At 61.2% G+C, this 22,906-nt stretch carries 21 protein-coding genes and 1 riboswitch; of the genes, 10 read left to right on the top strand and 11 right to left on the bottom strand.

Annotated features, from left to right (window positions below):
* Positions 1-41 precede the first annotated feature (41 nt).
* Positions 42-229, bottom strand: a riboswitch (cobalamin riboswitch).
* A gap of 368 nt (positions 230-597) precedes the next feature.
* The 3 genes from HFO71_RS05720 to HFO71_RS05710 all read left to right on the top strand — a co-directional run bounded on the left by HFO71_RS05720 (position 598) and on the right by HFO71_RS05710 (position 4,555).
* On the top strand, positions 598-2,472 hold the full coding sequence (locus HFO71_RS05720; RefSeq protein WP_221987643.1) for a methyl-accepting chemotaxis protein: 1,875 nt from the start codon (positions 598-600) through the stop codon (positions 2,470-2,472).
* 58 nt (positions 2,473-2,530) lie between these two features.
* On the top strand, positions 2,531-3,112 hold the full coding sequence (locus HFO71_RS05715) for a hypothetical protein (RefSeq protein ID WP_221987642.1): 582 nt from the start codon (positions 2,531-2,533) through the stop codon (positions 3,110-3,112).
* A gap of 381 nt (positions 3,113-3,493) precedes the next feature.
* Positions 3,494-4,555 (top strand): 3-deoxy-7-phosphoheptulonate synthase, encoded by a 1,062-nt coding sequence (locus HFO71_RS05710; protein ID WP_221987640.1) that lies wholly within the window; start codon positions 3,494-3,496, stop codon positions 4,553-4,555.
* Here HFO71_RS05710 and HFO71_RS05705 read toward each other — a convergent pair.
* Together HFO71_RS05705 and HFO71_RS05700 are read right to left on the bottom strand one after the other, a co-directional pair.
* Positions 4,552-5,379 carry a TolB family protein gene (locus HFO71_RS05705; RefSeq protein ID WP_131642417.1) on the bottom strand — a complete coding sequence of 276 codons (828 nt, stop codon included), beginning with the start codon at positions 5,377-5,379 and terminating at the stop codon, positions 4,552-4,554. The two genes, HFO71_RS05710 and HFO71_RS05705, sit on opposite strands and share 4 nt — an antisense overlap.
* A 111-nt stretch (positions 5,380-5,490) precedes the next feature.
* Entirely contained in the window at positions 5,491-7,170 is a 1,680-nt protein-coding gene (locus tag HFO71_RS05700; protein ID WP_131642416.1) for an NAD+ synthase, read from the bottom strand.
* A 189-nt stretch (positions 7,171-7,359) separates the two neighbouring features.
* Here HFO71_RS05700 and HFO71_RS05695 point away from each other — a divergent pair, with 189 nt between their 5' ends.
* Positions 7,360-7,890 (top strand): DUF1003 domain-containing protein, encoded by a 531-nt coding sequence (locus tag HFO71_RS05695; RefSeq protein WP_077978325.1) that lies wholly within the window; start codon positions 7,360-7,362, stop codon positions 7,888-7,890.
* Here HFO71_RS05695 and HFO71_RS05690 read toward each other — a convergent pair.
* Positions 7,887-8,285 (bottom strand): GFA family protein, encoded by a 399-nt coding sequence (locus HFO71_RS05690; RefSeq protein WP_221987639.1) that lies wholly within the window; start codon positions 8,283-8,285, stop codon positions 7,887-7,889. The two genes, HFO71_RS05695 and HFO71_RS05690, sit on opposite strands and share 4 nt — an antisense overlap.
* Here HFO71_RS05690 and HFO71_RS05685 point away from each other — a divergent pair.
* The gene (locus tag HFO71_RS05685) at positions 8,271-8,621 is read left to right on the top strand and encodes a hypothetical protein (protein ID WP_168259826.1); all 351 of its coding nucleotides are present in this window, start codon (positions 8,271-8,273) and stop codon (positions 8,619-8,621) included. The genes HFO71_RS05690 and HFO71_RS05685 overlap by 15 nt on opposite strands.
* Positions 8,575-10,413 (top strand): ABC transporter ATP-binding protein, encoded by a 1,839-nt coding sequence (locus HFO71_RS05680; protein ID WP_131642414.1) that lies wholly within the window; start codon positions 8,575-8,577, stop codon positions 10,411-10,413. Before HFO71_RS05685 ends, HFO71_RS05680 begins: the two co-directional genes overlap by 47 nt.
* Before the next feature lie 73 nt (positions 10,414-10,486).
* Here HFO71_RS05680 and HFO71_RS05675 read toward each other — a convergent pair whose 3' ends face one another.
* Positions 10,487-11,860 carry a class II 3-deoxy-7-phosphoheptulonate synthase gene (locus HFO71_RS05675; RefSeq protein WP_029875504.1) on the bottom strand — a complete coding sequence of 458 codons (1,374 nt, stop codon included), beginning with the start codon at positions 11,858-11,860 and terminating at the stop codon, positions 10,487-10,489.
* A gap of 220 nt (positions 11,861-12,080) precedes the next feature.
* On the opposite strand from HFO71_RS05675, the gene HFO71_RS05670 reads away from it, so the two are divergent.
* Positions 12,081-13,364 (top strand): pilus assembly protein TadG-related protein, encoded by a 1,284-nt coding sequence (locus HFO71_RS05670; protein WP_221987638.1) that lies wholly within the window; start codon positions 12,081-12,083, stop codon positions 13,362-13,364.
* A 6-nt stretch (positions 13,365-13,370) separates the two neighbouring features.
* Here HFO71_RS05670 and gor read toward each other — a convergent pair whose 3' ends face one another.
* Positions 13,371-14,756 (bottom strand): glutathione-disulfide reductase, encoded by a 1,386-nt coding sequence (gene gor, locus HFO71_RS05665; RefSeq protein ID WP_221987637.1) that lies wholly within the window; start codon positions 14,754-14,756, stop codon positions 13,371-13,373.
* 199 nt (positions 14,757-14,955) lie between these two features.
* Here gor and HFO71_RS05660 point away from each other — a divergent pair, with 199 nt between their 5' ends.
* Positions 14,956-15,168 (top strand): hypothetical protein, encoded by a 213-nt coding sequence (locus tag HFO71_RS05660; protein WP_077979205.1) that lies wholly within the window; start codon positions 14,956-14,958, stop codon positions 15,166-15,168.
* A 57-nt stretch (positions 15,169-15,225) separates the two neighbouring features.
* Here HFO71_RS05660 and HFO71_RS05655 read toward each other — a convergent pair whose 3' ends face one another.
* From HFO71_RS05655 to rpiA, 3 genes are all read right to left on the bottom strand, one after another.
* Positions 15,226-15,510: an acylphosphatase gene (locus HFO71_RS05655; protein WP_131642412.1), complete on the bottom strand. Its 285-nt coding sequence runs from the start codon at positions 15,508-15,510 to the stop codon at positions 15,226-15,228.
* A gap of 97 nt (positions 15,511-15,607) precedes the next feature.
* Entirely contained in the window at positions 15,608-16,171 is a 564-nt protein-coding gene (locus HFO71_RS05650; RefSeq protein ID WP_131642411.1) for a DUF2059 domain-containing protein, read from the bottom strand.
* A 15-nt stretch (positions 16,172-16,186) separates the two neighbouring features.
* Positions 16,187-16,885: a ribose-5-phosphate isomerase RpiA gene (gene rpiA, locus HFO71_RS05645; RefSeq protein ID WP_131642410.1), complete on the bottom strand. Its 699-nt coding sequence runs from the start codon at positions 16,883-16,885 to the stop codon at positions 16,187-16,189.
* A gap of 225 nt (positions 16,886-17,110) precedes the next feature.
* Here rpiA and HFO71_RS05640 point away from each other — a divergent pair, with 225 nt between their 5' ends.
* Positions 17,111-17,827, top strand: a complete 717-nt coding sequence (locus HFO71_RS05640) for an HAD family hydrolase (protein ID WP_170268552.1) — start codon at positions 17,111-17,113, stop codon at positions 17,825-17,827.
* A gap of 321 nt (positions 17,828-18,148) precedes the next feature.
* Here HFO71_RS05640 and HFO71_RS05635 read toward each other — a convergent pair whose 3' ends face one another.
* Both HFO71_RS05635 and HFO71_RS05630 read right to left on the bottom strand, forming a co-directional pair.
* On the bottom strand, positions 18,149-20,053 hold the full coding sequence (locus tag HFO71_RS05635) for a L,D-transpeptidase family protein (protein ID WP_221987636.1): 1,905 nt from the start codon (positions 20,051-20,053) through the stop codon (positions 18,149-18,151).
* Between the two features lie 92 nt (positions 20,054-20,145).
* The gene (locus tag HFO71_RS05630; RefSeq protein WP_155248891.1) at positions 20,146-20,412 is read right to left on the bottom strand and encodes a hypothetical protein; all 267 of its coding nucleotides are present in this window, start codon (positions 20,410-20,412) and stop codon (positions 20,146-20,148) included.
* Positions 20,413-20,473: 61 nt separating this feature from the next.
* Between HFO71_RS05630 and fumC the strand changes: the two genes are divergently transcribed.
* A complete protein-coding gene (fumC, locus tag HFO71_RS05625) occupies positions 20,474-21,865 on the top strand; it encodes a class II fumarate hydratase (protein ID WP_221987635.1) in 1,392 nt (463 codons plus the stop codon).
* A gap of 132 nt (positions 21,866-21,997) precedes the next feature.
* Here the strand turns inward: fumC and HFO71_RS05620 are convergent, their stop codons facing one another.
* Positions 21,998-22,831 (bottom strand): VCBS domain-containing protein, encoded by an 834-nt coding sequence (locus tag HFO71_RS05620; protein WP_221987634.1) that lies wholly within the window; start codon positions 22,829-22,831, stop codon positions 21,998-22,000.
* Between the last annotated feature and the right edge of the window lie 75 nt (positions 22,832-22,906).

Genomic DNA, 22,906 nt, shown 5'->3' with positions numbered 1-22,906 from the left:
GTCAAATCCCCAACAACGCAACCGCCCCGCTGTCCGCGCGGATCGGTCTATCTTGCCAGGCCGGTCTTCTGACTGGGCGTCATCCGTCTGCCGCAGCCTTCCCGGCAAGAAGCCAGTGGCGTGGTGAAGCGGCAAACGTCGGCCTTACAGCGTTGGGCACGTTCCGGCTTTGCACCGGATTCCCGATTCTCCCGCCTGGACGGCGGGCACCTGACGGCGCATCTATTTCAGCAAACCGGCGCGGCGGCAAGCCGCGAACCAGATGGTTGATTCTAGCCGCGCGCGCCAAGCGGTGCCATCTGTCTCTTTTCTTCGGCCGGGGCGTAGGGAACACGGACGCGCGACATACCTCTTCTCCCCAGCGGAGCGAGGCAGATCTCCAGCGGGCGCAATAGCGAAATGACACGCGCGTGCTCCGGCATCCCATTCTACTTTATGATTTATTCACATATCAAACACACACTGCGTTTGCGCGTTTTGGGTTGCTATCCGGACATGGGCATGAGGGCTCGTGATGTGACCGTCAGCGTGGATGCCCGTATTGAGACGCCGGTCGGGAACATCTCCGACTGAGCCGCAATTCTAGGCTGCCGCGGAATGTTCCATTTTTTGAAAACGATGCCTCTGACCGCCAAGCTGGCGGCGATTATCGTTGCCGTCAACCTCTGCGGCATTTCCGCTTTCGCCACCTATACCTGGATGTACGAAACCCGGGCATTGATCGATGGCGCCAAGGCCAACTGGTCCAAGGATGTGGAGCAGTTTGCCTCTCTGGCCGCCGGCGGCGTCAAATGGGGCAAGGCGAATGCCGTCCGTGAAGCCTATTCGCTCTACCGCGACGACCCTTCGCTCGATCTCGTGCAGTTTGCCGCATTCAACGCGGAGCCTGCCGCCGTAGACGCCTGGACACGCGATGGCATCAACGGTTTGCCCGCACCGGCCGATCTGGCGAAGAGCCTCAGTGCCAAGCCGGAGAAAACGACGATCGACGACAGCGGAATATCCGCCGGTGTGGTCACGATCATCGCGCCGCTCCCGCTGGATAAATCAGGCAAGGCCACCGGCTATATCGTTACAAACTGGTCCGTCGAAAAAATCGCTGCTGAAGTCAGGCAGAAGGTTCTCATATCGCTGCTCACGCAGTCCGTGATCACCGCCTTGGCCGTCATCGCCTTCCTTCTCGCCATGCGCAGCCTTGTTGGCCGGCCCATCCGGATCATCAGCGAACGCATTAGCGCATTGCAGAAAGGCGATCTGGCTTCACCCGTGACCTACAAGGAAAACGGCGACGAGATCGGCTTTCTGGCACGGGCATTGGAAGTTTTCCGCCACGAGGCGATTGCGAAGGTCGAAAGAGAGCAAGCCGCTGCCGAGCAGAGCGCCTCGCTCGACGCCGAACGGGCGCGCAACGCATTGTTTACGGAAGAAGCCAGCAACACCCAGCGGCTGGTCATGACCGCTCTCGCAAAAGCATTGGAAAAGCTCGCTGCAGGCGACTTCTCGATACATCTGGCCGATCTTGGTCCGGAATTCGATAAATTGCGGCAAGATTTCAACAACATGGTCGAAGCGGTCGCGGCCGCGCTGACGGAGATCAAGGCCGCCTCCGTAGCGGTTGAAGGCGGCTCCAGCGAGCTGGCCTCCTCCGCCGATCAACTCGCCAAGCGGACCGAGCAACAGGCGGCAGCACTGGAACAGACCGCCGCCGCACTGGATGAGGTGACCACCACGGTCAGAACATCGTCGCAGCGGGCCGAAAATGCCGGGAAGCTGGTCGAGGAGACAAAGCGGAGCGCCCATGTCTCAGCGACGGTGGTGCGCGATGCAATCGGCGCGATGGACCGTATTCAGACCTCGTCTAGCCAGATCGGCCGCATCATCGGCGTCATCGATGAAATCGCGTTTCAGACGAACCTGCTGGCGCTGAATGCCGGCGTCGAAGCCGCGCGTGCCGGCGAGGCCGGCAAGGGTTTTGCGGTTGTCGCGCAGGAAGTGCGTGAACTCGCCCAGCGGTCGGCAAATGCGGCAAAGGAAATCAAGAACCTTATCAACGTATCCGGCCAGGAAGTTGCCGCAGGCGTCGGGCTGGTGAACGAAACCGGCGACGCCTTGCTGAAGATCGAGGAGCAGATCAACCGTATCAGCGACAGTATCGCTTCCATCGTTCAGTCCTATCGCGAACAGGCGACGGGTCTGCAGGAAATCAACGGTGCGATCAACCAGATGGATCAAGCGACGCAGCAGAACGCGGCAATGGTCGAGGAAACCAACGCGGCCTGCCAGGAACTGCTGCAGCAGGGACGCCTTCTGCAGGACTCGGCCGGCAGGTTCGTCGTCGGCGCGTCTGCGGCCAGCCAGCCCAGACCCGTTCAAGTCGCTCGCCAATCTCGTCCCGAACCGAGAGCCCCCGTACAGCGGCATGCAGGAAATGCCGCCATTGCCGCTGCTCCCGGCGCCTGGGAGGAGTTCTGACATCATCCTCGTTTGATAGCCTTAGTCTTCAGCAACCTATAATCGGAAGGAAACACTTATGAAGAAAATCGTGCCCGCATTTCTTTTGGCCTGCACCGCATTCGGCCTACCCATGGGCGTATCCATGGCGCAGGATGCCAAGCTTGCCCCGATCTCCGACTACGTGACGAGCGACGTCAAGCCCTGGCTCAACGACCCTGCCATCATCGAGGCTCTCAAGGCGCAGAACACTGCCAACGCCAATCTCAGCGCGGCTGATGTCGACGCTCTTGACAAGAAGTGGCGTGCCGAAGTCGATGGCTCCGACCACTCGATGATCGACGGCGTGCTCAACAATGCCCTGTCGAAATTCCTTCTGGGGAAGAAGGAGGCCTCCGGCGGCAAGATCACGGAAATCTTCGTCATGGATGCAAAGGGGCTGAATGTCGGTCAAAGCGACACCACATCTGATTACTGGCAGGGCGACGAGGGCAAGTTCCAGAAGTCTTTCGGCGCCGGCAAGGACGCCGTCTTCGTCGACGAGATCGAAAAGGATGAGTCGACCCAGACACTACAGTCGCAGGCAAGCGTCACGATATCAGATGACAAAGGAACGCCAATCGGCGCCATCACCGTCGGTGTGAACGTCGACGCTCTCTGAGCTCGGGACCTACATTCGAAAGCAATGAAAACGCATATCGCCCGGAGCATACACAGTTCGGGCGATATGCATAAACAAAGACTTGCAAGACGTCAGATGAGCGAGATCGAGTGCGACGTGCCTTCCTCGGGGAGTATGGTGCCCCGCAAGAGCATCAGCTTTTCAGGCAGCAAATTCTACGTGACAATGCCTGGTCTTGGCGCTACACACGCCTCATGTCGATCACCTCAATCTACGCCTCGCGATTTTATTGGTACCGCTGCTCCCAGCGGATGCGGGTCCATGCGTAACTGAATTCGACGCGACGACAACCCGAACAGCCGCTAGTCTACCTGGCGGCTTTTTTGTTCCGCGCGGGTATGACCAAACAGGAGCCATACCGTGTCTGATACCATTGACGATCTGCGTATCGTCGAAATTACCCCCCTGACCAAGCCTGCCGATATCATCGCGGAAATTCCCCGCAATGCTGATGTCAGTAAGACCGTGACCAGCAATCGCGATGCGATCCACCAAATTCTTCGGGGCGAAGACGATCGCCTGATCGTCGTCATCGGCCCCTGCTCGATCCATGATCCCGTTGCCGCCAGGGACTATGCCGCTCGGCTCACGGAACAGCGGCAGCGCTTCGCCGGCGACCTCGAGATCGTCATGCGCGTCTATTTCGAAAAACCTCGCACCACCGTCGGCTGGAAGGGTCTGATGAACGACCCGCATCTCGACGGCAGCTACCGCATTGAGGAAGGCTTGCGCATCGCCCGGCGTCTGCTGCTCAACATCAATGCGATGGGCCTTCCCGCCGGCGTCGAATTCCTCGACACGATCACGCCGCAGTACATCGCTGACCTCGTCAGCTGGGGCGCGATCGGCGCGCGCACGACCGAAAGCCAGATCCATCGCCAGCTCGCTTCCGGCCTTTCCTGCCCGATCGGCTTCAAGAACGGCACCGACGGCGGCGTGCGTGTGGCGCTGGACGCCATCCTCGCCGCCTCGCAGCCGCATCACTTCCCGGCGGTGACCAAGGACGGCCAGGCGGCCATCGCCTCGACGACCGGCAATGAGGACTGCCACATAATCTTACGCGGCGGCAAGCGGCCGAACTATGAGGCGGCCGACGTCGAAGCGGTCACCGGCGAAGCCATCAAGCTCGGCGTCGCCCCGCGCATCCTGATCGATGCCAGCCATGCCAATAGCGGCAAGGACCCGATGAACCAGCCGCTCGTCGTCAAATCCGTCGCCGCACAGATTGCCGCCGGTAACAGCGACATCAAGGGCATGATGATCGAAAGCAACCTCGTCGCCGGCCGCCAGGATCTCGTCCCTGGCAAACCGCTGGTCTACGGCCAGTCCATCACCGACGGCTGCATCGACTGGCATATGTCGGTCGCGGTACTGGAAGACCTGGCTAAATCCGCCCGCGAGCGCCGCCGGACCCGCGCTTAAGCAGCCGGGAAATAGCGGACATAGGCGAACTCTTCGCCGTCAGGAGACCAGCAGGGCACGTTGATCGTGCCCTGCCCCCCGAATAGCTCGAACAGCGTCTTCAGATTGCCGCCGTCCATGTCCATCAGCCGCAGCCGCACGTCGAGATCGCGCGGATGGTCGAACACCGATGGGTCGTAGGAGAGGATCAGGACCTTGTCGTTGCTGGGTGAAGGATGGGCGAACCAATTGCCCTGATTGTCCGAAGTCACCTGCTCGAGCCCGGTGCCATCGGGATGGATGCGCCAGATCTGCATCAGCCCGGTGCGGCTGGAGTTGAAGTAGATCCATTGACCGTCGGCGGAATAGTCCGGTCCGTCATTGCGGCCCTCGCCATGCGTCAGCCGCGTCTCGGGGCCGCCGTCGACGGAGATGGTGTAGATATCGAAGAGGTCGTTGCGGATGCCGCAATAGGCGAGCTGGCGCCCGTCCGGCGACCAGCCATGCCAGTAGGATGGCAGGTTCTGGGTGATGAGCCGCGGCGTGCCGCCTTCGATCGGGAGGATATAGATTGCCGACTTGCCGAATTCGGTCTTGTCGGAAATGACGATCTCAGTGCCATCGGGCGAAATGCCGTGATCATTGTTGCAGTTGACGGCAAAGCCGGTATCGACCTTGACCACCTCGCCGCCATCGAGCGGCAACCGGTAAAGCAGACCGTCGCCGTTCAAGAGCAGGTAGGAACCATCAGGCGAGAAGTTCGGCGCCTCCACCAGCCTGTCCGTTTGCCAGACCTCGCGGGCTCTGCCCGTCCTGACATTGTAGATCTCAACCGAGCTGCGCATGTTTCCTCCCGAAAATCCTACAACGCCGCGCATCTTTCCAGACGCAGGACGCCGTAACGCTTTGAATTGCTGCCGTCAGCGATCTCGATTGCGTTAGCGATCTCGATTGCGTCAGCGATCCCGGAAACGGTTGGTGATCGGATAACGCCGGTCCCGGCCGAAATTCTTTTTGGTGATCTTCACGCCGGGCGCCGATTGCCGGCGCTTGTATTCGGCGAGATAGAGCAGATGCTCGACCCGGTGAACGGTCGCGACATCATGGCCGCGCGCGACGATCTCCTCGACCGCCATCTCCTTCTCGACAAGGCATTCGAGAATATCGTCGAGCACGGGATAGGGCGGCAGCGAATCCTGGTCCTTCTGATCGGGACGAAGCTCGGCCGAAGGCGCCTTGTCGATGATATTCTGCGGGATTATCTCGCCGGAGGGCCCCAGCGCATCCGGCGGCACGTTTTCGTTACGCCAGCGGGAAAGCGCATAGACCTGCATCTTGTAGAGGTCCTTGATCGGGTTGAAGCCACCGTTCATGTCGCCGTAAAGCGTGGCGTAGCCGACCGACATCTCCGACTTGTTGCCCGTCGTCACCACCATCGAACCGAACTTGTTGGAGATCGCCATCAGGATGACGCCGCGCGCCCGGCTCTGCAGGTTCTCCTCGGTGATGCCGCTGTCCGTGCCTTCGAAAAGGCTGGCGAGGGCGCTGCTGAAACCCGTCACCGGCTGCTCGATCGGCACGATGTCGTAGCGGCAGCCGAGCGCCTTGGCGCAATCGGCCGCATCCTTCAGCGAAGCCTCGGACGTGTATCGATAGGGCAGCATGACGGTGCGCACCCGCTCCTCGCCGAGCGCATCGACAGCGATTGCCGCGCAGATCGCAGAATCGATGCCGCCGGAAAGGCCGAGCACCACGGTCTTGAAGCCGTTCTTGTTGACGTAGTCGCGAAAGCCCAGCAGGCAGGCGCGGTAATCGGCCTCCTCGCTTTCAGGGATATGCGCCATCGGCCCTTCGGCGCAATGCCAACCATCTTCGCCGCGTTTCCACGTCGTCACTGCAAGCGCCGTCTCGAACTGGCTCATCTGGAAGGCGAGCGACTTGTCGGCGTTGAAGGCGAAGCTCGCCCCGTCGAAGACAAGTTCGTCCTGGCCGCCGAGCTGGGCGGCATAGATCAGCGGCAGGCCGGTTTCAATCACCTGTTTCAGCACCACCTGATGGCGGATATCGACCTTGCCGCGATAATAGGGCGAACCGTTCGGCGACAGCAGGATTTCGGCCCCGCTTTCGGCCAGCGTCTCGCAGACGCCGAGATCGCCCCAGATATCCTCGCAGATCGGAATGCCGATGCGCACGCCGCGGAAATTCACCGGCCCCGGCATAGCGCCCTGGTCGAAGACGCGCTTCTCGTCGAACTCGCCGTAATTCGGCAGGTCGATCTTGTCGCGCACCGCGATCACCTTGCCGGCGTCGAGCACGGCGACCGAATTGTAGCGCCCGGTCTCATCCTGCCGGGGAAAGCCGATGATGACGCCCGGCCCGCCATCGGCGGTATCGGCCGCGAGAGTCTCGACCGCCTTCCAGCAGGCGCGGATGAAGGCGGGCTTCAGCACCAGATCTTCGGGCGGATAGCCGGAGATGAAAAGCTCGGTCAGGACGAGCAGATGCGCGCCCTCCCGGCCCGCGTCAATGCGCGCCTCGCGCGCCTTGGCGAGATTGCCGGCGACATCGCCGACCGTCGGGTTGAGCTGGCCGATGGCGATGCGGAAAATATCAGAAAGGGCGTTTTCCTGTGTCATGTCATTTATTTAGCCTGCACCTTTCGCGACCGCAACATGTTGGCGCCAAAAGCGGCGCCTGGCGGTGACGAAATTTTTATGAACGATTGCGCATGGCGCCGCGCGGCGCCGATACGCATTGCAATTTACCGGCGGAACGGAATACTGGCCCCACAAAGCGACTGAGATAACTGGCATCGGAAACAGGCAATGTCTAATCTTTCGGACTTCGTGCACCATCATTTCGACAAACCGGCCGACGAACTCGGCGACGTCGAAAAGCGCGTGCTGGCGAAAGCGCACCAACGCAAGGTCATCTCGACCGACGTCAATGCCGCCTTATCCGCCGAGTCATCCTTCGGCGAGCGTATCGCCGATGGCATCGCCCGCGTCGGCGGCTCCTGGTCGTTCATACTCGCCTTCCTCGCCTTTCTCGCCGTCTGGACACTGATGAACACTATCGGTCTGGTGGCGCATCCCTTCGACCCATACCCCTTCATTTTTCTGAATCTGATCCTGTCGATGATCGCCGCCATCCAGGCGCCGATCATCATGATGTCCCAGAACCGGCAGGCAGAGCGCGACCGCTTCGAGGCCGCCAAGGATTATGAGGTCAATCTCAAGGCCGAGCTTGAGGTGCTCTCCCTGCACCAGAAGATCGATATGAGCGTGCTGACCGAGCTGACGGCGCTACGCGAGGACGTGGCCCGCCTCAGCGCCGAACTTGCCGCCAAAGGCTAAACCGGATTTACGGCGTATTGCGGCAGGCCATCGGATATCTCATAGAAGTCGCCCTTGTCGGCGCAGTAGATATGATGGCCGAAGGCAAGGCCGCTCGGCGTGTCGAAGGCGCCGGCCATGACCGAAACCTCTGCCGATCCGTCCGCCTGCCAGAACAGCGCGGAGCCGCAATTCGAGCAGAAGCCGCGCTGTGCCTCTTCGCTTGACCGGTACCAGTGGACTGCCTCGCTGCCATCAACCGAAAGAGCCGCGCGGGCCACGTTGACCGCGGCGTAATAAAACCCCGTCTGCCGGCGGCACTGTGAGCAATGGCAGCCGACAACAGGTCCTGGCTTCGCCATCGTTGAAAATCGCACGGCGCCGCAAAGGCAGCCGCCTGTATGCCGTTCGGTCATGATCGCTCTCCCGTTTATGACCGAACGTTGCCGCCGATCGCCGCCGGCGTCAAATCCATTCCGTTCAACGAAATCATCAGAAATCTTGAAATCACCGGCCTTATGCATCGACGGTCGGTTGGAGTATCTGTTGCGCAACGACAACAGCCGCCAACCTCATCTCATCCCAGCATTGAATCGGCGGCGCTTGTCGGCGATACTGGCGGCTCAAATCAACCTCAGGAGACTGACATGAGAGCGAACCTGTCCGAACAGAAAGGAAACATCCTCCACAAGGACATTCAGCTTCATGAACATTCGGTTCTCCCGCGCGAGGAAAAGCTCGCGACACCATAACTTCTTCCCGAAATTATTCCGCGACGATGCCAATGCCGCCGACCGCGAGCGGCGTTGGTCGCGTATGCGCAAATTCCTCTCCTACTATCGTCCGCACCTGCCTTTGCTGCTGGCGGATCTGTTGTGCGCCATCCTCGTCGCCGGCACGGCGGTCGCCTTGCCGCTCTGCGCCAACATCGTCACGAGCCGGCTTCTGGCTCTCCCCGATGCGCCGCAGGCCTTCGCACAAATCCTTGCAATGGGCGGCGTCATGCTGGCCGTTCTGGCCATCCAGATCGTCGCCATCTTCTTTGTCGATTATCGCGGCCACGTGATGGGCGCCCGCATCGAAGCGACGGTGCGGCAGGAACTCTTCGAGCACTGCCAGAAGCTCTCGTTCAGCTTCTACGACCGCCAGCGCACCGGCCAGCTGATGAGCCGCATCACCAACGACAGCCTATGGCTGGGCGAGCTCTTTCATCATGGCCCCGAGGATCTTTCCATCGCCGTACTCAAATACGGCGGCGCCATGCTGGTATTGTTCTTCATCGATCCGCCATTGGCGGCTCTCATCCTGCTGCTCACGCCGGCGGCGGTCGCCTATGCGCTCTATTTCAACCGGCGCATGAACCGCGCGCTCGAAGCCAGCAAACGGCAGATCGCCGCCGTCAACGAGCGCGTCGAGGACGCTCTTGCGGGCATCCGCGTCGTCCAGTCCTTTGCCAACGAGGCGCTGGAGAGGGAACGCTTCGCCGAGCAGAACCGACGCTTCCTGCAAAGCCGCGCCGAGGGCTACCGCAGCGAAGCCTGGTTTTCGGTCGGCACCGAAACCTTCGCCCAGCTGGTTACCATATTGGTGATCATCGTCGGCGGCCTGCGCATCCTGGCGGCGGAACTGACCGTGCCTGATATGCTGACATTCCTGCTCTGCGTCGCCGTGCTGGTCGATCCGGTGCAGCGGCTGGCGAATTTCGTGCGCCTCTGGCAGGAGGGTTATACCGGCTTCGTCAGGGCCATGGAGATCCTGGAGATCGCCCCCGATATCACCGATCGGCCGGCCGCGCGGCCGATGCCGGCACCAAGGGGCGAGATCAGTTTTTCCAACGTCGCCTTCGGCTACGAGGCTGACGGTCCGCGGGTGCTCGAGCAGCTGTCGCTCACCATCGCTCCCGGGGAGTTCGTCGCCCTGGTCGGCCCGTCAGGGGTCGGCAAGAGCACCCTTTGCGCGCTGATACCGCGTTTCTACGATGTCGAGGCCGGGGCGATCCGGATCGATGGCATCGACATCCGCGATGTGACGCTGGCCTCGCTCCGGCGCCATGTTGGGGTGGTGCAGCAGGATGTCTACTTGTTTGCCGGTACGGTGGCGGAAAACCTGCGCTACGGCCGACCCAACGCCAGCGATGCCGAGCTGGAAGCGGCCGCGCGCGCCGCCAATGCGCACGACTTCATCATCGCCCTGCCTCAGGGCTATGACACCGATATCGGCCAACGCGGCGTCAAGCTTTCGGGCGGCCAACGCCAGCGCATCACCATCGCCCGCGCCTTCCTCAAGAATCCGGAGATCCTGATCTTCGATGAGGCGACCAGCGCGCTCGACAACGAGAGCGAACGGGCGGTGCAGCAGGCGCTGCTCAGCCTGGCAAACGGCCGAACCACCCTGGTCATCGCCCACCGTCTGTCGACCGTCCGCCATGCCGACCGCATCCTGGTCCTGACGGCTGATGGCATCGTCGAACAGGGCACTCATGACGAACTCATGGCGCAAGACGGCGTCTACGCCAATCTGCACAGCGTCCAGGCCAGCATCTGAGCGTCTGGTACGCCTCCACTGTAACTGAAAAGCCCGGCATCGCCGGGCTTTTCATCACTATTTCAGGCTGATCTCAGCCGTTGGCGACCATGCGCTTTTCGTCGCGGCCGCCCTTCATGCGCTCGGCAAGCAGGAAGGCGAGCTCGAGCGCCTGGTCGGCGTTGAGGCGCGGATCGCAATGGGTGTGATAGCGGTCCTGCAAGTCTTCTGCGGAGACCGCGCGGGCGCCGCCGGTGCACTCGGTCACGTCCTTGCCGGTCATCTCGATATGAATGCCGCCGGGATGCGAGCCTTCGGCGCGGTGGATCTGGAAGAAGCTTTCGACTTCCGACAGGATCCGCTCGAAGGGACGGGTCTTGTAGTTGTTGAGCGTGATCGTGTTGCCGTGCATCGGATCGCAGGACCAGACGACCTTGCGGCCCTCGCGCTCGACAGCGCGAATGAGCTTCGGCAGGCTGTCGGCGACCTTCTCATGGCCGAAGCGGCAGATCAGCGTCAGGCGACCGGCCTCGTTGGCAGGATTCAGGATGTCGATCAGCTGCAGCAGGTCGTCGGCCTGCAGCGACGGGCCACACTTCAGGCCGATCGGGTTCTTGATGCCGCGGCAATATTCGACATGCGCATGGTCGGCCTGGCGCGTGCGGTCGCCGATCCAGATCATGTGGCCTGACGTGGCATACCAGTCGCCCGAGGTAGAATCGACGCGGGTCAGCGCCTCCTCGTAGCCGAGCAGCAGCGCCTCATGGCTGGTGAAGAAATCGGTCTCGCGCAGGCTTGGATGGTTTTCCGAGGTGATGCCGATCGCCTTCATGAAATCCATGGTCTCGCTGATGCGGTCGGCGAGCTTGCGGTAGCGCTCGCCCTGCGGGCTGTCCTTGACGAAGCCGAGCATCCACTGATGTACGTTTTCGAGATTGGCGTAACCGCCCATCGCGAAGGCGCGCAGAAGGTTCAGCGTCGCAGCCGACTGGCGATAGGCCATGGCCTGGCGTTCCGGGTTCGGAATGCGCGACTCCTCGGTGAACTCGATGCCGTTGATGATGTCGCCGCGATAGGCCGGCAGCGTCACGTCGCCCTGCTTCTCGACATTCGACGAACGCGGCTTGGCGAACTGGCCGGCGATGCGGCCGACCTTGACGACCGGCAGCTGCGCACCGAAGGTCAGCACCACGGCCATCTGCAGGAAGGCGCGGAAGAAGTCGCGGATATTGTCGGCGCCGTGTTCGGCGAAGCTCTCGGCGCAGTCGCCGCCCTGCAGCAGGAAACCGTTGCCTTCAGCGACATTGGCGAGATGCTTCTTCAGGCGGCGCGCTTCACCTGCAAAGACAAGCGGCGGATAGCTGGCGAGCGTGGCTTCCGTTGCCGCCAAAGCGGCTGCGTCGGGATATTCGGGAACCTGCAGGATCGGTTTTTGCCGCCAGCTGCTCGGGGTCCAATTGTCTGCCATCTCACTCACCTGTTCTCACATCCATACCTCAGGATGCCCTCAATATGCGGCGGCTTATAGACCTTTAGGTCAGGCTTGCAAAGACCATTCGCCGACTGCTTGTCGCCTCGCCGCCGCCGCCCGCCGCTCTCTAGTTAAACCAGCATATACCATGTCGATTTTCCCATATTTTAGACTTTCAATGTAGAACCGGAGAGAGTTTCAATTTCGGGGACATGGCATGGCAATCCTTCCGCCCGGTTTCATATCGGACCGCTCGGGCAATTTCGGCATCATGACGGCACTGCTGGTGGTGCCGCTCTTCGGTGCGGCCGGCATGGCGGTGGATTTCGCCCATGCGCTCAGCCTGAGGACACAGCTTTACGCCGCTGCCGATGCCGCCGCCGTCGGTTCGGTCGCGGAGAAATCCGGCGCGGTCGCAGCCGCCATGACCATGAGCGGCAACGGCACGATCTCGCTCGGCAAGGACGACGCCCGCAATATCTTCATGTCTCAAATGTCCGGGGAGCTAACTGACGTTCATGTCGATCTCGGAATCGACGTCACCAAGACTGCCAACAAGCTGAATGCGCAGGTTTCCTTCAGCGCGACCGTGCCCACCACCTTCATGCGCATCCTCGGCCGGGACTCAATCACGATCTCCGGCGCCGCGACTGCCGAATATCAAACCGCCGCCTTCATGGATTTCTACATCCTGCTCGACAACACGCCCTCTATGGGTGTCGGCGCGACCCCGAGCGACGTCTCGAAGCTGGAGGCAAAGACAGGCTGCGCCTTCGCCTGCCACCAGATGGATAAGAGCACCAACAACTACACCATTGCCAAAAGCCTCGGCGTCGCCATGCGCATCGATGTGGTGCGTTTGGCCACCCAGGCACTGACCGACACGGCCAAGACCGAGCGTGTCAGCAGCGACCAGTTCCGCATGGGCGTCTATACTTTCGGCACCAAAGCCGAAGACGCGAAGCTGACGACCATTTCGGGCCTCACCTCCGACCTCACGAAGGTGAAAAATTACACAGACGCGGTCGACCTGATGACCATTCCCTACCAGAACTACAATAAGGACCAACTCACGAATTTCGACAGCGCCATGACGCAGATGAACACCATCATCGATACTGCCGGTGATGGCACATCGAATATCAGCCCGCAAAAGATTCTGTTCTTCGTTTCCGATGGCGTCGGCGACAGCTACAAGCCGTCGACATGCACCAAGAAGACGACTGGCGGTCGCTGCCAGGAGCCGATCGATACCTCCTTCTGCAAGCCCTTGAAGGATCGCGGCGTCAAGATCGCTGTGCTCTACACCACCTACCTGCCGCTGCCGAGCAACGACTGGTATAAAGACTGGATCAGGCCGTTCCAGAGCGAGATTCCGACGAAGATGCAGGCCTGCGCCTCGCCCGGCCTTTATTTCGAGGTGTCGCCGACGGAAGGCATCGCCGATGCGATGAAAGAGCTCTTCCTCAAGGTCATCCGCGCGCCGCGCATCACTAGCTAAGAGGGCTTAAAGCCGCTTGCCGTCGCTGATCCGATAGCTCGGCGCATACATGGTGACGAGCTCTTCGGCGGCCGTCGGGTGCAGCGCCATTGTCCTGTCGAAATCGTCCTTGGTGCAGCCGGCCTTCAGCGTGATGCCGAGCAACTGCGCCATCTCGCCGGCATCGTGGCCGAGGATATGGGCGCCGACCACCTTGCGGCTCGCCACATCGACGATCAGCTTCATGATCATTCGCTCGGCCCGCCCGGACAGCGTGGCCTTCAGCGGCCGGAACTGGGCGCGGTAAACCTCGAGTTCGGAATAACGCTTGCCCGCCTCCTCTTCCGAAAGGCCGACGGTGCCGATCTCCGGCTGCGAGAAGACAGCGGTCGGGATCAGCTCGTAGTCCGGCCGGGTCGGATTGTTCTTGTACTCGGTCTCGATGAAGCACATCGCCTCGTGGATCGCCACCGGTGTCAGCTGTACCCGATTGGTGACATCGCCGAGCGCGTAGATGTTCTCGACATTGGTGCGCGAATATTCATCGACGATAACGGCGCCGCGCTCGTCGACGGCGACGCCGGCCGCCTCGAGGCCGAGGCCTTCGGTGTTCGGATCGCGCCCGAGCGCCAGCATGACCACGCCGGCTTGCAGCGTGCCGTTGTTCAGCGTCTCCAGAATGAGCCCGTCCTCGCCTTTCGAAACCTTCTGCAGCGTATCGTGGCAGAGGATGCGGATGCCCTTTGCGGCCATCGCCTCGTGCAGCCCGCGCCTCAGATCCTCGTCGAAGCGCGACAGGATCTCGGCGCCGCGATAGATCAGCGTCGTCTCGACTCCGAGCCCATGGAAGATATTGGCGAATTCGACGGCGATATAGCCGCCGCCTGATATCACGATCGATTTCGGCAGCTCTTCGAGATGAAAGGCCTCGTTGGAAGAGACGCAGAGCTCATGACCGGGAAGGGCTGCGTGCGGGTTCGGACGACCGCCGGTGGCGATCAGGATCGTCTTCGCCGTCACCGTATGTCCGGTCTTCAGCAGCCGGACGGTATGGGCATCGACGAGTTCCGCGCGCGTTTCCAGGATCTCGGCATTGGCGCCGGCGAGCCCCTTCTTGTAGAGACCTTCAAGCCGGGCGATTTCGACATCCTTGGCTGCCACCAGCTTCTTCCAGTCGAAGCTGCTTTCGCCGACCGTCCAGCCGAAGCCCGCCGCATCCTCGAAATGCTCATGGAACTGCGAAGCGTAAACGAAGAGCTTCTTCGGCACGCAGCCGCGGATGACGCAGGTGCCGCCGTAGCGATACTCCTCGGCGATCGCCACCTTCTTGCCGAGCGAGGCGGCGACACGGGCGCCGCGCACGCCTCCGGAACCGCCGCCGATGACGAAGAGGTCGTAGTCGTAGGAAGACATGAGGAGCTCCGGAAGGGAATCGCAGGAAGGATGTTGCTGATATAGGGGCGATCGTCATGAAAACAAAAGCCCGCTCCTGCGTCATCCGGTTCCCATCGTCGAATCTTCATTCCGGTTGACCAGTCACCGTTTACGGTTGACCCGGTCGGCCGAGGCTGGCAGGCAATCCGTGGGATGGAAAAGAATGGCGGAGCAAAAGATGGATCAAACTCTCTTCACCAACCTGTGCAAGGCTGGCAAATTCAAGGAAGCGCTCGGCCTCGCCATTCAGGGCCACGAGAATGAAAAATACACGCCGAGCCGCTTTTCGATCGACAAGAAGACGAGACTGCCGATCTTCTATCGCGGCAACAAGCGCGTGGAGCCGGATGAGGAGGGTGTGTGGCAACTTGCAAAGAACCCGAACCCATAGGGGCTGAGTTGCGGCGCATATGCGTTGGCAATTGAATCTGCCTAGCGATTGCTGCTGTCAGCGGCTAATGCGGAATTCCGACGGCTTCTTCTCAAGCTGGGTTGCTTCCGTCTCGACGCCCGAAACCGACGCCCCCAAAGGCCCGCGCCTGAAACGCTCGATCATTGTCGTGATGGCGGTGTCGGGTCCTGCGATCACTGCGACGACCGCCCCGTCCTCTTCATTGCGAACCCAGCCCGTCAAACCGAGCCGCACCGCCTCGTCGCGCGTCCACATGCGAAAACCGACACCCTGGACCTTGCCGGATATCCGCACTCGGACGGCCTTATCATGATCGGACATGTCTGCAGTCACCTGAAGCCTCGCCAACGGCATTTGCCTCATCATAGCAAAAAAGCCCGGACGATGCCGGGCTTTCGCAAATTTGAGGGGGCAGGCCTTATTGCTGGGCAGCCGGTGCCGGAGCCGGAGCGGTCGGGCTGTCGGTTGCCGGTGGCGGCGCCTTGATGACCTTGGAAAGCTCGGCGTTGCTCTGCTTTTCCAGGTCGCGGGAAATGCCCTGCGCCCAGATATCGGCAGCCTTCGCCGTCTCGCGCGAGGCGACCGGGCCATCGCGCAGCAGCTTCTTGCCGACGTCGGAATTATAGAAGTCGGCGATCGCCTTCAGCTCCTCGACGGTGAAGGTCTTGGCATAGGTGAGTGCCGCCTCCTTTTCCAGATCGCCGCGGCGCGGCGCCAGCGCCAGCGCCTGCGCGTCGACCGTCGACGAAATGATGTCCTGGTAGTTGGGCGAATCCTGAATCAGCCCGGCCTTCAGGCGCTCGGCGAGACCGGGCAGGATGTTGTCGAACTGCGCGGTGGCGCCGATGGCGTCGATCGCCGCGCGAGACGCCTTCAGCTGCTCCTCGGAGACCTCCTGCGCCTTGACGGCGGAGCCGAAGGCAAGCCCGGAAAGAACGACGGTCGCAGCGGCGAGACGGCCAAGACCTGCAATGTTCATCATGAGTATATGCTCCTGTTATCTGTTTGCCTGCAGCGTGCGCGCACCCGCAGGACCGGCAATGATCGCAAGTGCCGCCATATTGATAAAGAGCCCGTGTTCAACGACGCCGGGTATGGAATTCAGCTCGCTCGAAAGCGCCTCTGCATCAGGAATGCGGCCAAAAGATGCATCGATGATGTGATGGCCGCCATCCGTGGTAAACTCTCCGTCACCCGACTGGCGCAGATCGAGTTCACCGGAAAGACCGAGCCGGGCTGCGACCTTTTCGATCGCGATCCGCGTCGAAACGAGCCCGAATGGATTGACCTCGATCGGCAGCGCGAAGGTGCCGAGCGTTTCCACCAACTTGCTCTCGTCGGCAATGACGATCATTCGCTCGGAGGCGGCCGCGACGATCTTTTCGCGCAACAGCGCGCCGCCGCCGCCCTTGATCAGCCTGAGCGCCTGATCGACCTCGTCGGCGCCATCGATCGTCAGGTCGAGTGCCGGCAGTTCGTCGAGCGACTTCAGCGGCACGCCGAGTTCGACACAGAGCCGCGCGGTTCGTTCGGACGTCGGAACGCCTTCGACCCTGAAGCCGCCCGCGACCTTCTCCGCCAGCAGGCGAACGAATTCTTCCGCCGTGCTGCCGGTGCCGATCCCGAGACGCATCCCGCTTTCGACATGGGCGAGTGCGGCCTCGGCGGCCTTGATCTTCATTTCGCGGGCATCCATGCGCCGCCAGCTCCTGATATTGCGTTGGATGTGCTGTTTACACGGCTCGCCTGGCAAACGAAAGTCAAAATCATCACGGAAAATGAAAAGCCGAAACAGAGGCCTGCAGCCTTCCCGACCATCGCCGGACATTGCTTTCCGCCGCACGATCGCCTACCTCAGGGACGATCCATCGTTCCCTAGGACGATCCCTCGCTCCTCAAGACGACCATCGCTCAAAGAGACATGCCCTTGACCCCTGTTCCCGCTCGCCCGGCGCTTGTCGTCTTCGATCTCGACGGCACCCTTCTCGATACCCACGTGGACCTGGTCGAGAGCCTGAACCATACGATCGCGGCCCTTGACCTCGAACCGGTCAGCTACGACGACCTCACCCATCTCGTCGGCCAGGGCGCGCGCGTGATGATCGAGCGCGCCTGCCGGCTGCGCGGCCATCCGCTCGAAAGCGACGCCTTGCCGCCGCTGGTCGAGCGTTTCGTCGCCCATTATGCCGGCAACATGCCCGGTCGGACCGAACCCTATCCCGGTCTGGTCGCAGCGATGGACCGGCTGAAATCTCAGGGTTACCCCCTCGCCGTCTGCACCAACAAGATGGAAAGCCTCGCGCTCGGCCTGCTCGGCAAGCTCGATCTCACCCGATATTTCGACGCCATCACCGGCGGCGACAGCTTCGAATTCCGCAAGCCCGACGCCCGCCACCTCACCGGCACCGTCGAACGCGCCGGCGGCGACATCACCCGCACGGTGATGATCGGCGACAGCGTCAACGACATCGCTGTGGCGAGAAACGCCGGCGTACCGTCGATCGCCGTGCCTTTCGGTTATTCCGACGTGCCGGTTTCAAGCCTCGATCCGGATGTTATCATCACCCATTTCGATGAGTTGACGCCGGAGATGGTGGAAACGCTGTTGCGGGAATATGCGGAGAAGGTTGCCGTCTGAGGCGGAGCCGTTCCCTCTTTCTGCTGGCGATCGGTGTGACACCCCCCTCTGCCCTGCCGGGCATCTCCCCCACAGGTGGGGAGATTGGCTGGGCGCAATGGCTTCCCCAAACAGTCATCGTCGCAACCGGCAAAGCGAAGCATGGGCCGGAAGGTCGTGCCGCTTGCCGATCTCCCCCCTTGTGGGGGAGATGCCCGGCAGGGCAGAGGGGGGTACCACGCGGCAAGCCCTCTCCACCTTGTTCCATTCCGTGCGCGCGGTAAAAAACAAAAACGGGCGGCCCAAAGACCGCCCGCGAGCATCACTAATCAGAGCTGATTATCAGATCTGCGCCCCACGCGCCTTGCTCGTCGCATCGAAAGCCTTATCGACATAAGCGTCGCGGCCGTAGACGTCGTCGAAATATTCCACCACGCCGTCCTTGTTCGGCCAGGCGGTGAAGTAGGAGACGTAGACCGGGATCTTCTGCGGCACGCGGACCGCATGGTTCTGCCCGCTGGCGATCTGCTTGGCGACGTCGTCGACCGTCGTGCCGAGCACGGCGGCCGCCATCGCCCGCGGATCGGCAAGGCGTACGCAACCGTGGCTCAGCGCCCGCATGTCGCGCTTGAAGAAGCTCTTCGACGGCGTGTCGTGCATGTAGATCGCGTGGCTGTTCGGGAACAGGATCTTCAGTTCGCCGAGCGCATTGTCGCTGCTTGGCGGCTGGCGCACCGAAACATTGTTGGTCGAGCCGTACCAGTCGACGCTCGACGAGGCGACGGCGTGGCCGTTCACTTCGACCTCATAACCGAGCTGGTCGAGATAGTTCGGATCCGAGCGCAGCTTCGGCAGCATCTCGTTGATGATGATCGACTGCGGCACGCCCCAGAACGGGTTGAACTCGACCGTCTCGATTTCGTCGTCGAAGAAATAGGTCTGGTTGTTCTTGCCGCCGACCACCACGCGCATCGACAGCTGTTCCTTGCCGTCATTGTGGTAGTAGACCATGTAGGCCGGCTGGTTGATCATGACGTAGCGGGAACCGAGATCCTCCGGCAGCCAGCGCGCCTGCTCCATGGCAACGACGAGCTTGTCGATCTTCGAGGCATTGGTATCGCCGCCGGTCATGGCGCGCACGGTCGCCTGGCCGATGACGCCATCGGGCTTCAGCCCGCGCTCTTTCTGGAAATCCTCGACCAGCGAAACGATGTCGGGCGAATAGTCGATGCTGCCGGCGTAAGCAGCAAGCGTTGCCGCATGATCGGTCTTCAGCGTTTCGGAACCGTGCTTGCCGATCGCCTTGACGATATTGGCGATCTCCGGCGAGCTGTCGCCAGGCCTCAGCAGCCTGTCGAGCGAAACGAGGATTCGCTCCTCATTGCCGCCGTCGGCAGCCCGAAGCTTGGCAAGCTCCGCCTTCAGCGCCTGGAATTGCGGACTATCGGGCGAGCGGCTGCCGATGTAGGCGCCGACATCGGGGCTCATGCGGGCAAGCTTCAGCACCGGGGCCAGGTTAACCACCTTGCGCTGGAAGTCGTGATAGCCGGAGATCTTGTTCGGATCGATGCGGCCGCGCACCGTGTCCTGCACGAAGGCGAGCACCTTGGCGGAGAGATCGAGCTCGAACTGTGTCAGCGCCCGGTCGCGGAAGGCGGGATCGGGATTGGCCGGGTCGATATCAGGCGTCTGGACGGCGTAATCCGCCGGGTCGAGGCCAACGAAGGCCGCATCGGCAAGGACCAGCATCGCCGACTTGGCACGATCGTTGATCTGGTTGCCCTCGACCCAGACGAGCGGATTGCGGCTGTCGCCGTAATAGGCTTCGAGCGCCTTTGCGACGTCGGCATTGGCGCGCACCTTGGCCTGCGCCAGGAAACGACGCTGCACAGCGGGTTCGGCGCTGGCGTCACCGCTGCCCGAAACATCGGCAACCGCGCCGGTGACCACCGGATCGGCAAACCTGCCGGTATCGACGAACTGCAGCGTCTCGGTTTTATAGGTATAATAACGCGGACCGCTCACCTTCGGCAGCGGCGCTTCCGGATCGAGCCCGCCGAGCGAGCCGCCGCGCTGGCCCAGACGGCCGGGCGGCATCTGGTCCATGAAGATGGTGCTCTGCGTCCGCTGCCTGTCGCCGCGCAGCATGTCCATCAGTGTATAAGCATGCGCGGGTGCGGCACTCATCATTGCCACGCCGCAGGAAAGTGCCAATGCGGATGCCGCGCTTTTCAAAACGAACGTCATATATCTTCCAGTCCGGTCATGCTGTTCTTGTCACGAGCGCAAGGCTCAAGCTCAAATCCCGCGAAACTCAAGCAGCGTAGGGGCCTCATTGATCAGAAACCGGCCTGCGCCGCCAGCGCCGGCGGACTCAATTTTGTGTGACGGAGATCCTGCACGGCGCCGCCCAGCAGTTCACACAAAATTATGAAATTATTAGTTAATTTTTTACCGAATTTTCGCCGCCAGACCAGTCCGGCGAAAACGCCCGGACGCATAAAATTTCCAAAGTGGCCTAAAAGGCACGCCGAAAAGCCAGCGCAAACATGACTGCCGATTTCAATATTTCGCGCGGCGTCCAGTTTTCTTGTCGGACTTTCCAACCTATAAGACCTCATCTTTTGAAAATGCCCGAAAACAGCATGTAAAGGGAAGGCAAGGCAGATGACCGCAACCCGCACCGAAACCGATACTTTTGGCCCGATCGAGGTCGCCGCCGACCGATATTGGGGCGCCCAGGCCGAGCGTTCACTCGGCAATTTCAAGATCGGCTGGGAAAAGCAGCCGCTGTCGATCGTGCGCGCGCTCGGCATCGTCAAGCAGGCCGCCGCCCGCGTCAACATGTCGCTCGACCAGCTCGATCCTGCCCTCGCCAAAGCGATCGTCGACGCCGCCCAGGAGGTGATCGACGGCAAGCTGAACGACCACTTTCCGCTGGTCGTCTGGCAGACCGGTTCAGGCACGCAGTCCAATATGAATGCCAACGAGGTGATCTCCAATCGTGCGATAGAAATGCTCGGCGGCGTCATGGGTTCCAAAAAGCCGGTGCATCCGAACGATCACGTCAACATGAGCCAGTCGTCGAACGACACCTATCCGACGGCCATGCACATCGCCTGTGCCGAGCAGATCGCCCATCACCTGCTGCCGGCCCTGAAGCACCTGCATGCCGCCCTCGACATGAAGGTCACCGAATTCAGCCACATCATCAAGATCGGCCGCACCCACACCCAGGATGCGACGCCGCTGACGCTCGGCCAGGAATTTTCGGGTTATGCAGCCCAGGTCGGCTCCGCCATCAAGCGCATCGAATTGACCCTGCCCGGCCTTTGCGAGCTCGCCCAGGGCGGTACTGCCGTCGGCACCGGCCTCAACGCGCCTGTGGGCTTTGCCGAAAAGGTTGCCGAAGAGATCGCCGCCATCACAGGCATGCCTTTCGTCACCGCGCCGAACAAGTTCGAGGCGCTCGCCTCGCATGACAGCATGGTCTTTTCCCACGGCGCCATCAATGCGGCAGCCGCCGCCCTCTTCAAGATTGCCAACGATATCCGCCTGCTCGGTTCCGGCCCCCGCGCCGGCCTCGGCGAGCTTGCGCTGCCGGAAAACGAGCCCGGCTCTTCGATCATGCCCGGCAAGGTCAATCCGACCCAGTGCGAGGCGCTTACCCAGGTCTGCATCCACATCTTCGGCAACAACGCGGCTCTGACCTTCGCCGACAGCCAGGGCCATTTCGAACTCAACGTCTACAATCCGATGATGGCCTATAATTTCCTGCAGTCGGTGCAACTGCTCGCCGACGCCGCCGTCTCCTTCACCGACAATTGCGTCGTCGGCATCGAGGCGCGCGAGGACAATATCAAGGCCGGCCTCGAACGCTCGCTGATGCTGGTGACCGCCCTCGCCCCAAAGATCGGCTACGACGCAGCCGCCAAGATCGCCAAAACAGCGCATAAGAACGGCACGACGCTAAAGGAAGAGGCCCTCGCCAGCGGCTTGGTGACCTCGGAAGAGTACGACGAGATCGTGCGCCCGGAAACGATGATCGGGCCGAAGTAGGAAGGTCGCATAGGCCACAGCCCCTCATCCGGCTGCCGCCACCAACCGGGGTCGAGCCACAGGTCTCGACCCGTCCTTCGGACCCCGCTCGCGGGGAGAAGGGGATGCCGCAACGCCTCGACTCCCTCCAGCCTATAGCAAGGCAAACAGCGAAAAATTGTCCATCACGACGGAATTGCCCATGAAGTCGAAACGGATTTCTTCGATGTCTTCGAGATTGACTTCGAGAGTGGGGCCGATGACCTCGAGCTCCTGCTGATAGACGATCTGGCCGTCGTTCAGCGCGGTGAGCGTCAGGTGAAAGGGCGCTGCCGACAATTCGGCAATCGAAACGCTCTGAAAGGTGAATTCCCCGCCATCGAGCATTTTCAAGCTTACGGGCGCAGAACCTGGCGATAGAACGGTATCGCTGAAACCGTCCTCGGTGATGGCGTCGACACCCGGGATGGTATCATAGACATACCCGTTCAGAAGCGTCACCTCGTGGCTTCCATTCACCGAGAGCGCAAAGTTGCGATAATCAGGCAGAGAGAAATTATCGGCCCTCGATGTGACGCCCAAATCGTCGAAATCCAGGACCTCGTGGTATTTTTCGCCTTCGTTGACGCCGTCGATCGCAAGGGTCAGCACGCCGAGGTCCGTGCCCCCTGAGCCATCGGACATCTTGAAGCTCAACTTCTCGATGAGCTGATCGTATTTCGTTAGATTTTTCACGACGTCGAGCGTGTAGTCCAACTCGTACTCGAAGTGACCGTCAGGTTTCAGTTTGAAGGTTCCGTATTCGCCCCTTATGATCGTTTCGTGGTCAGGCCCATGTTTGGCGTCGATACGCACGCCATTGACGAAGCGAACATACATGTCCGCTCCCTCGGGATCGCTGGAGAGGCGCAGCAGATTCCCACGGATCCAATTGTCTTCGAAAAAAACGAGAAGGTCGTCGACAGCAGTTGGCTTTGCGTTTGTCATTGGAAGCCCCGGCAAGTTAACGCTGCCGGGAATATGAACTGGCCTCGAACCGAAGGCAACCTGGAGTCGCCTTTG

This window comes from Rhizobium laguerreae, assembly GCF_019778565.1.
Lineage (GTDB): Bacteria > Pseudomonadota > Alphaproteobacteria > Rhizobiales > Rhizobiaceae > Rhizobium > Rhizobium laguerreae.
The sequence above is the reverse complement of the archived record's forward strand: the minus strand, read 5'-3'. Positions and strand labels throughout refer to the sequence as shown.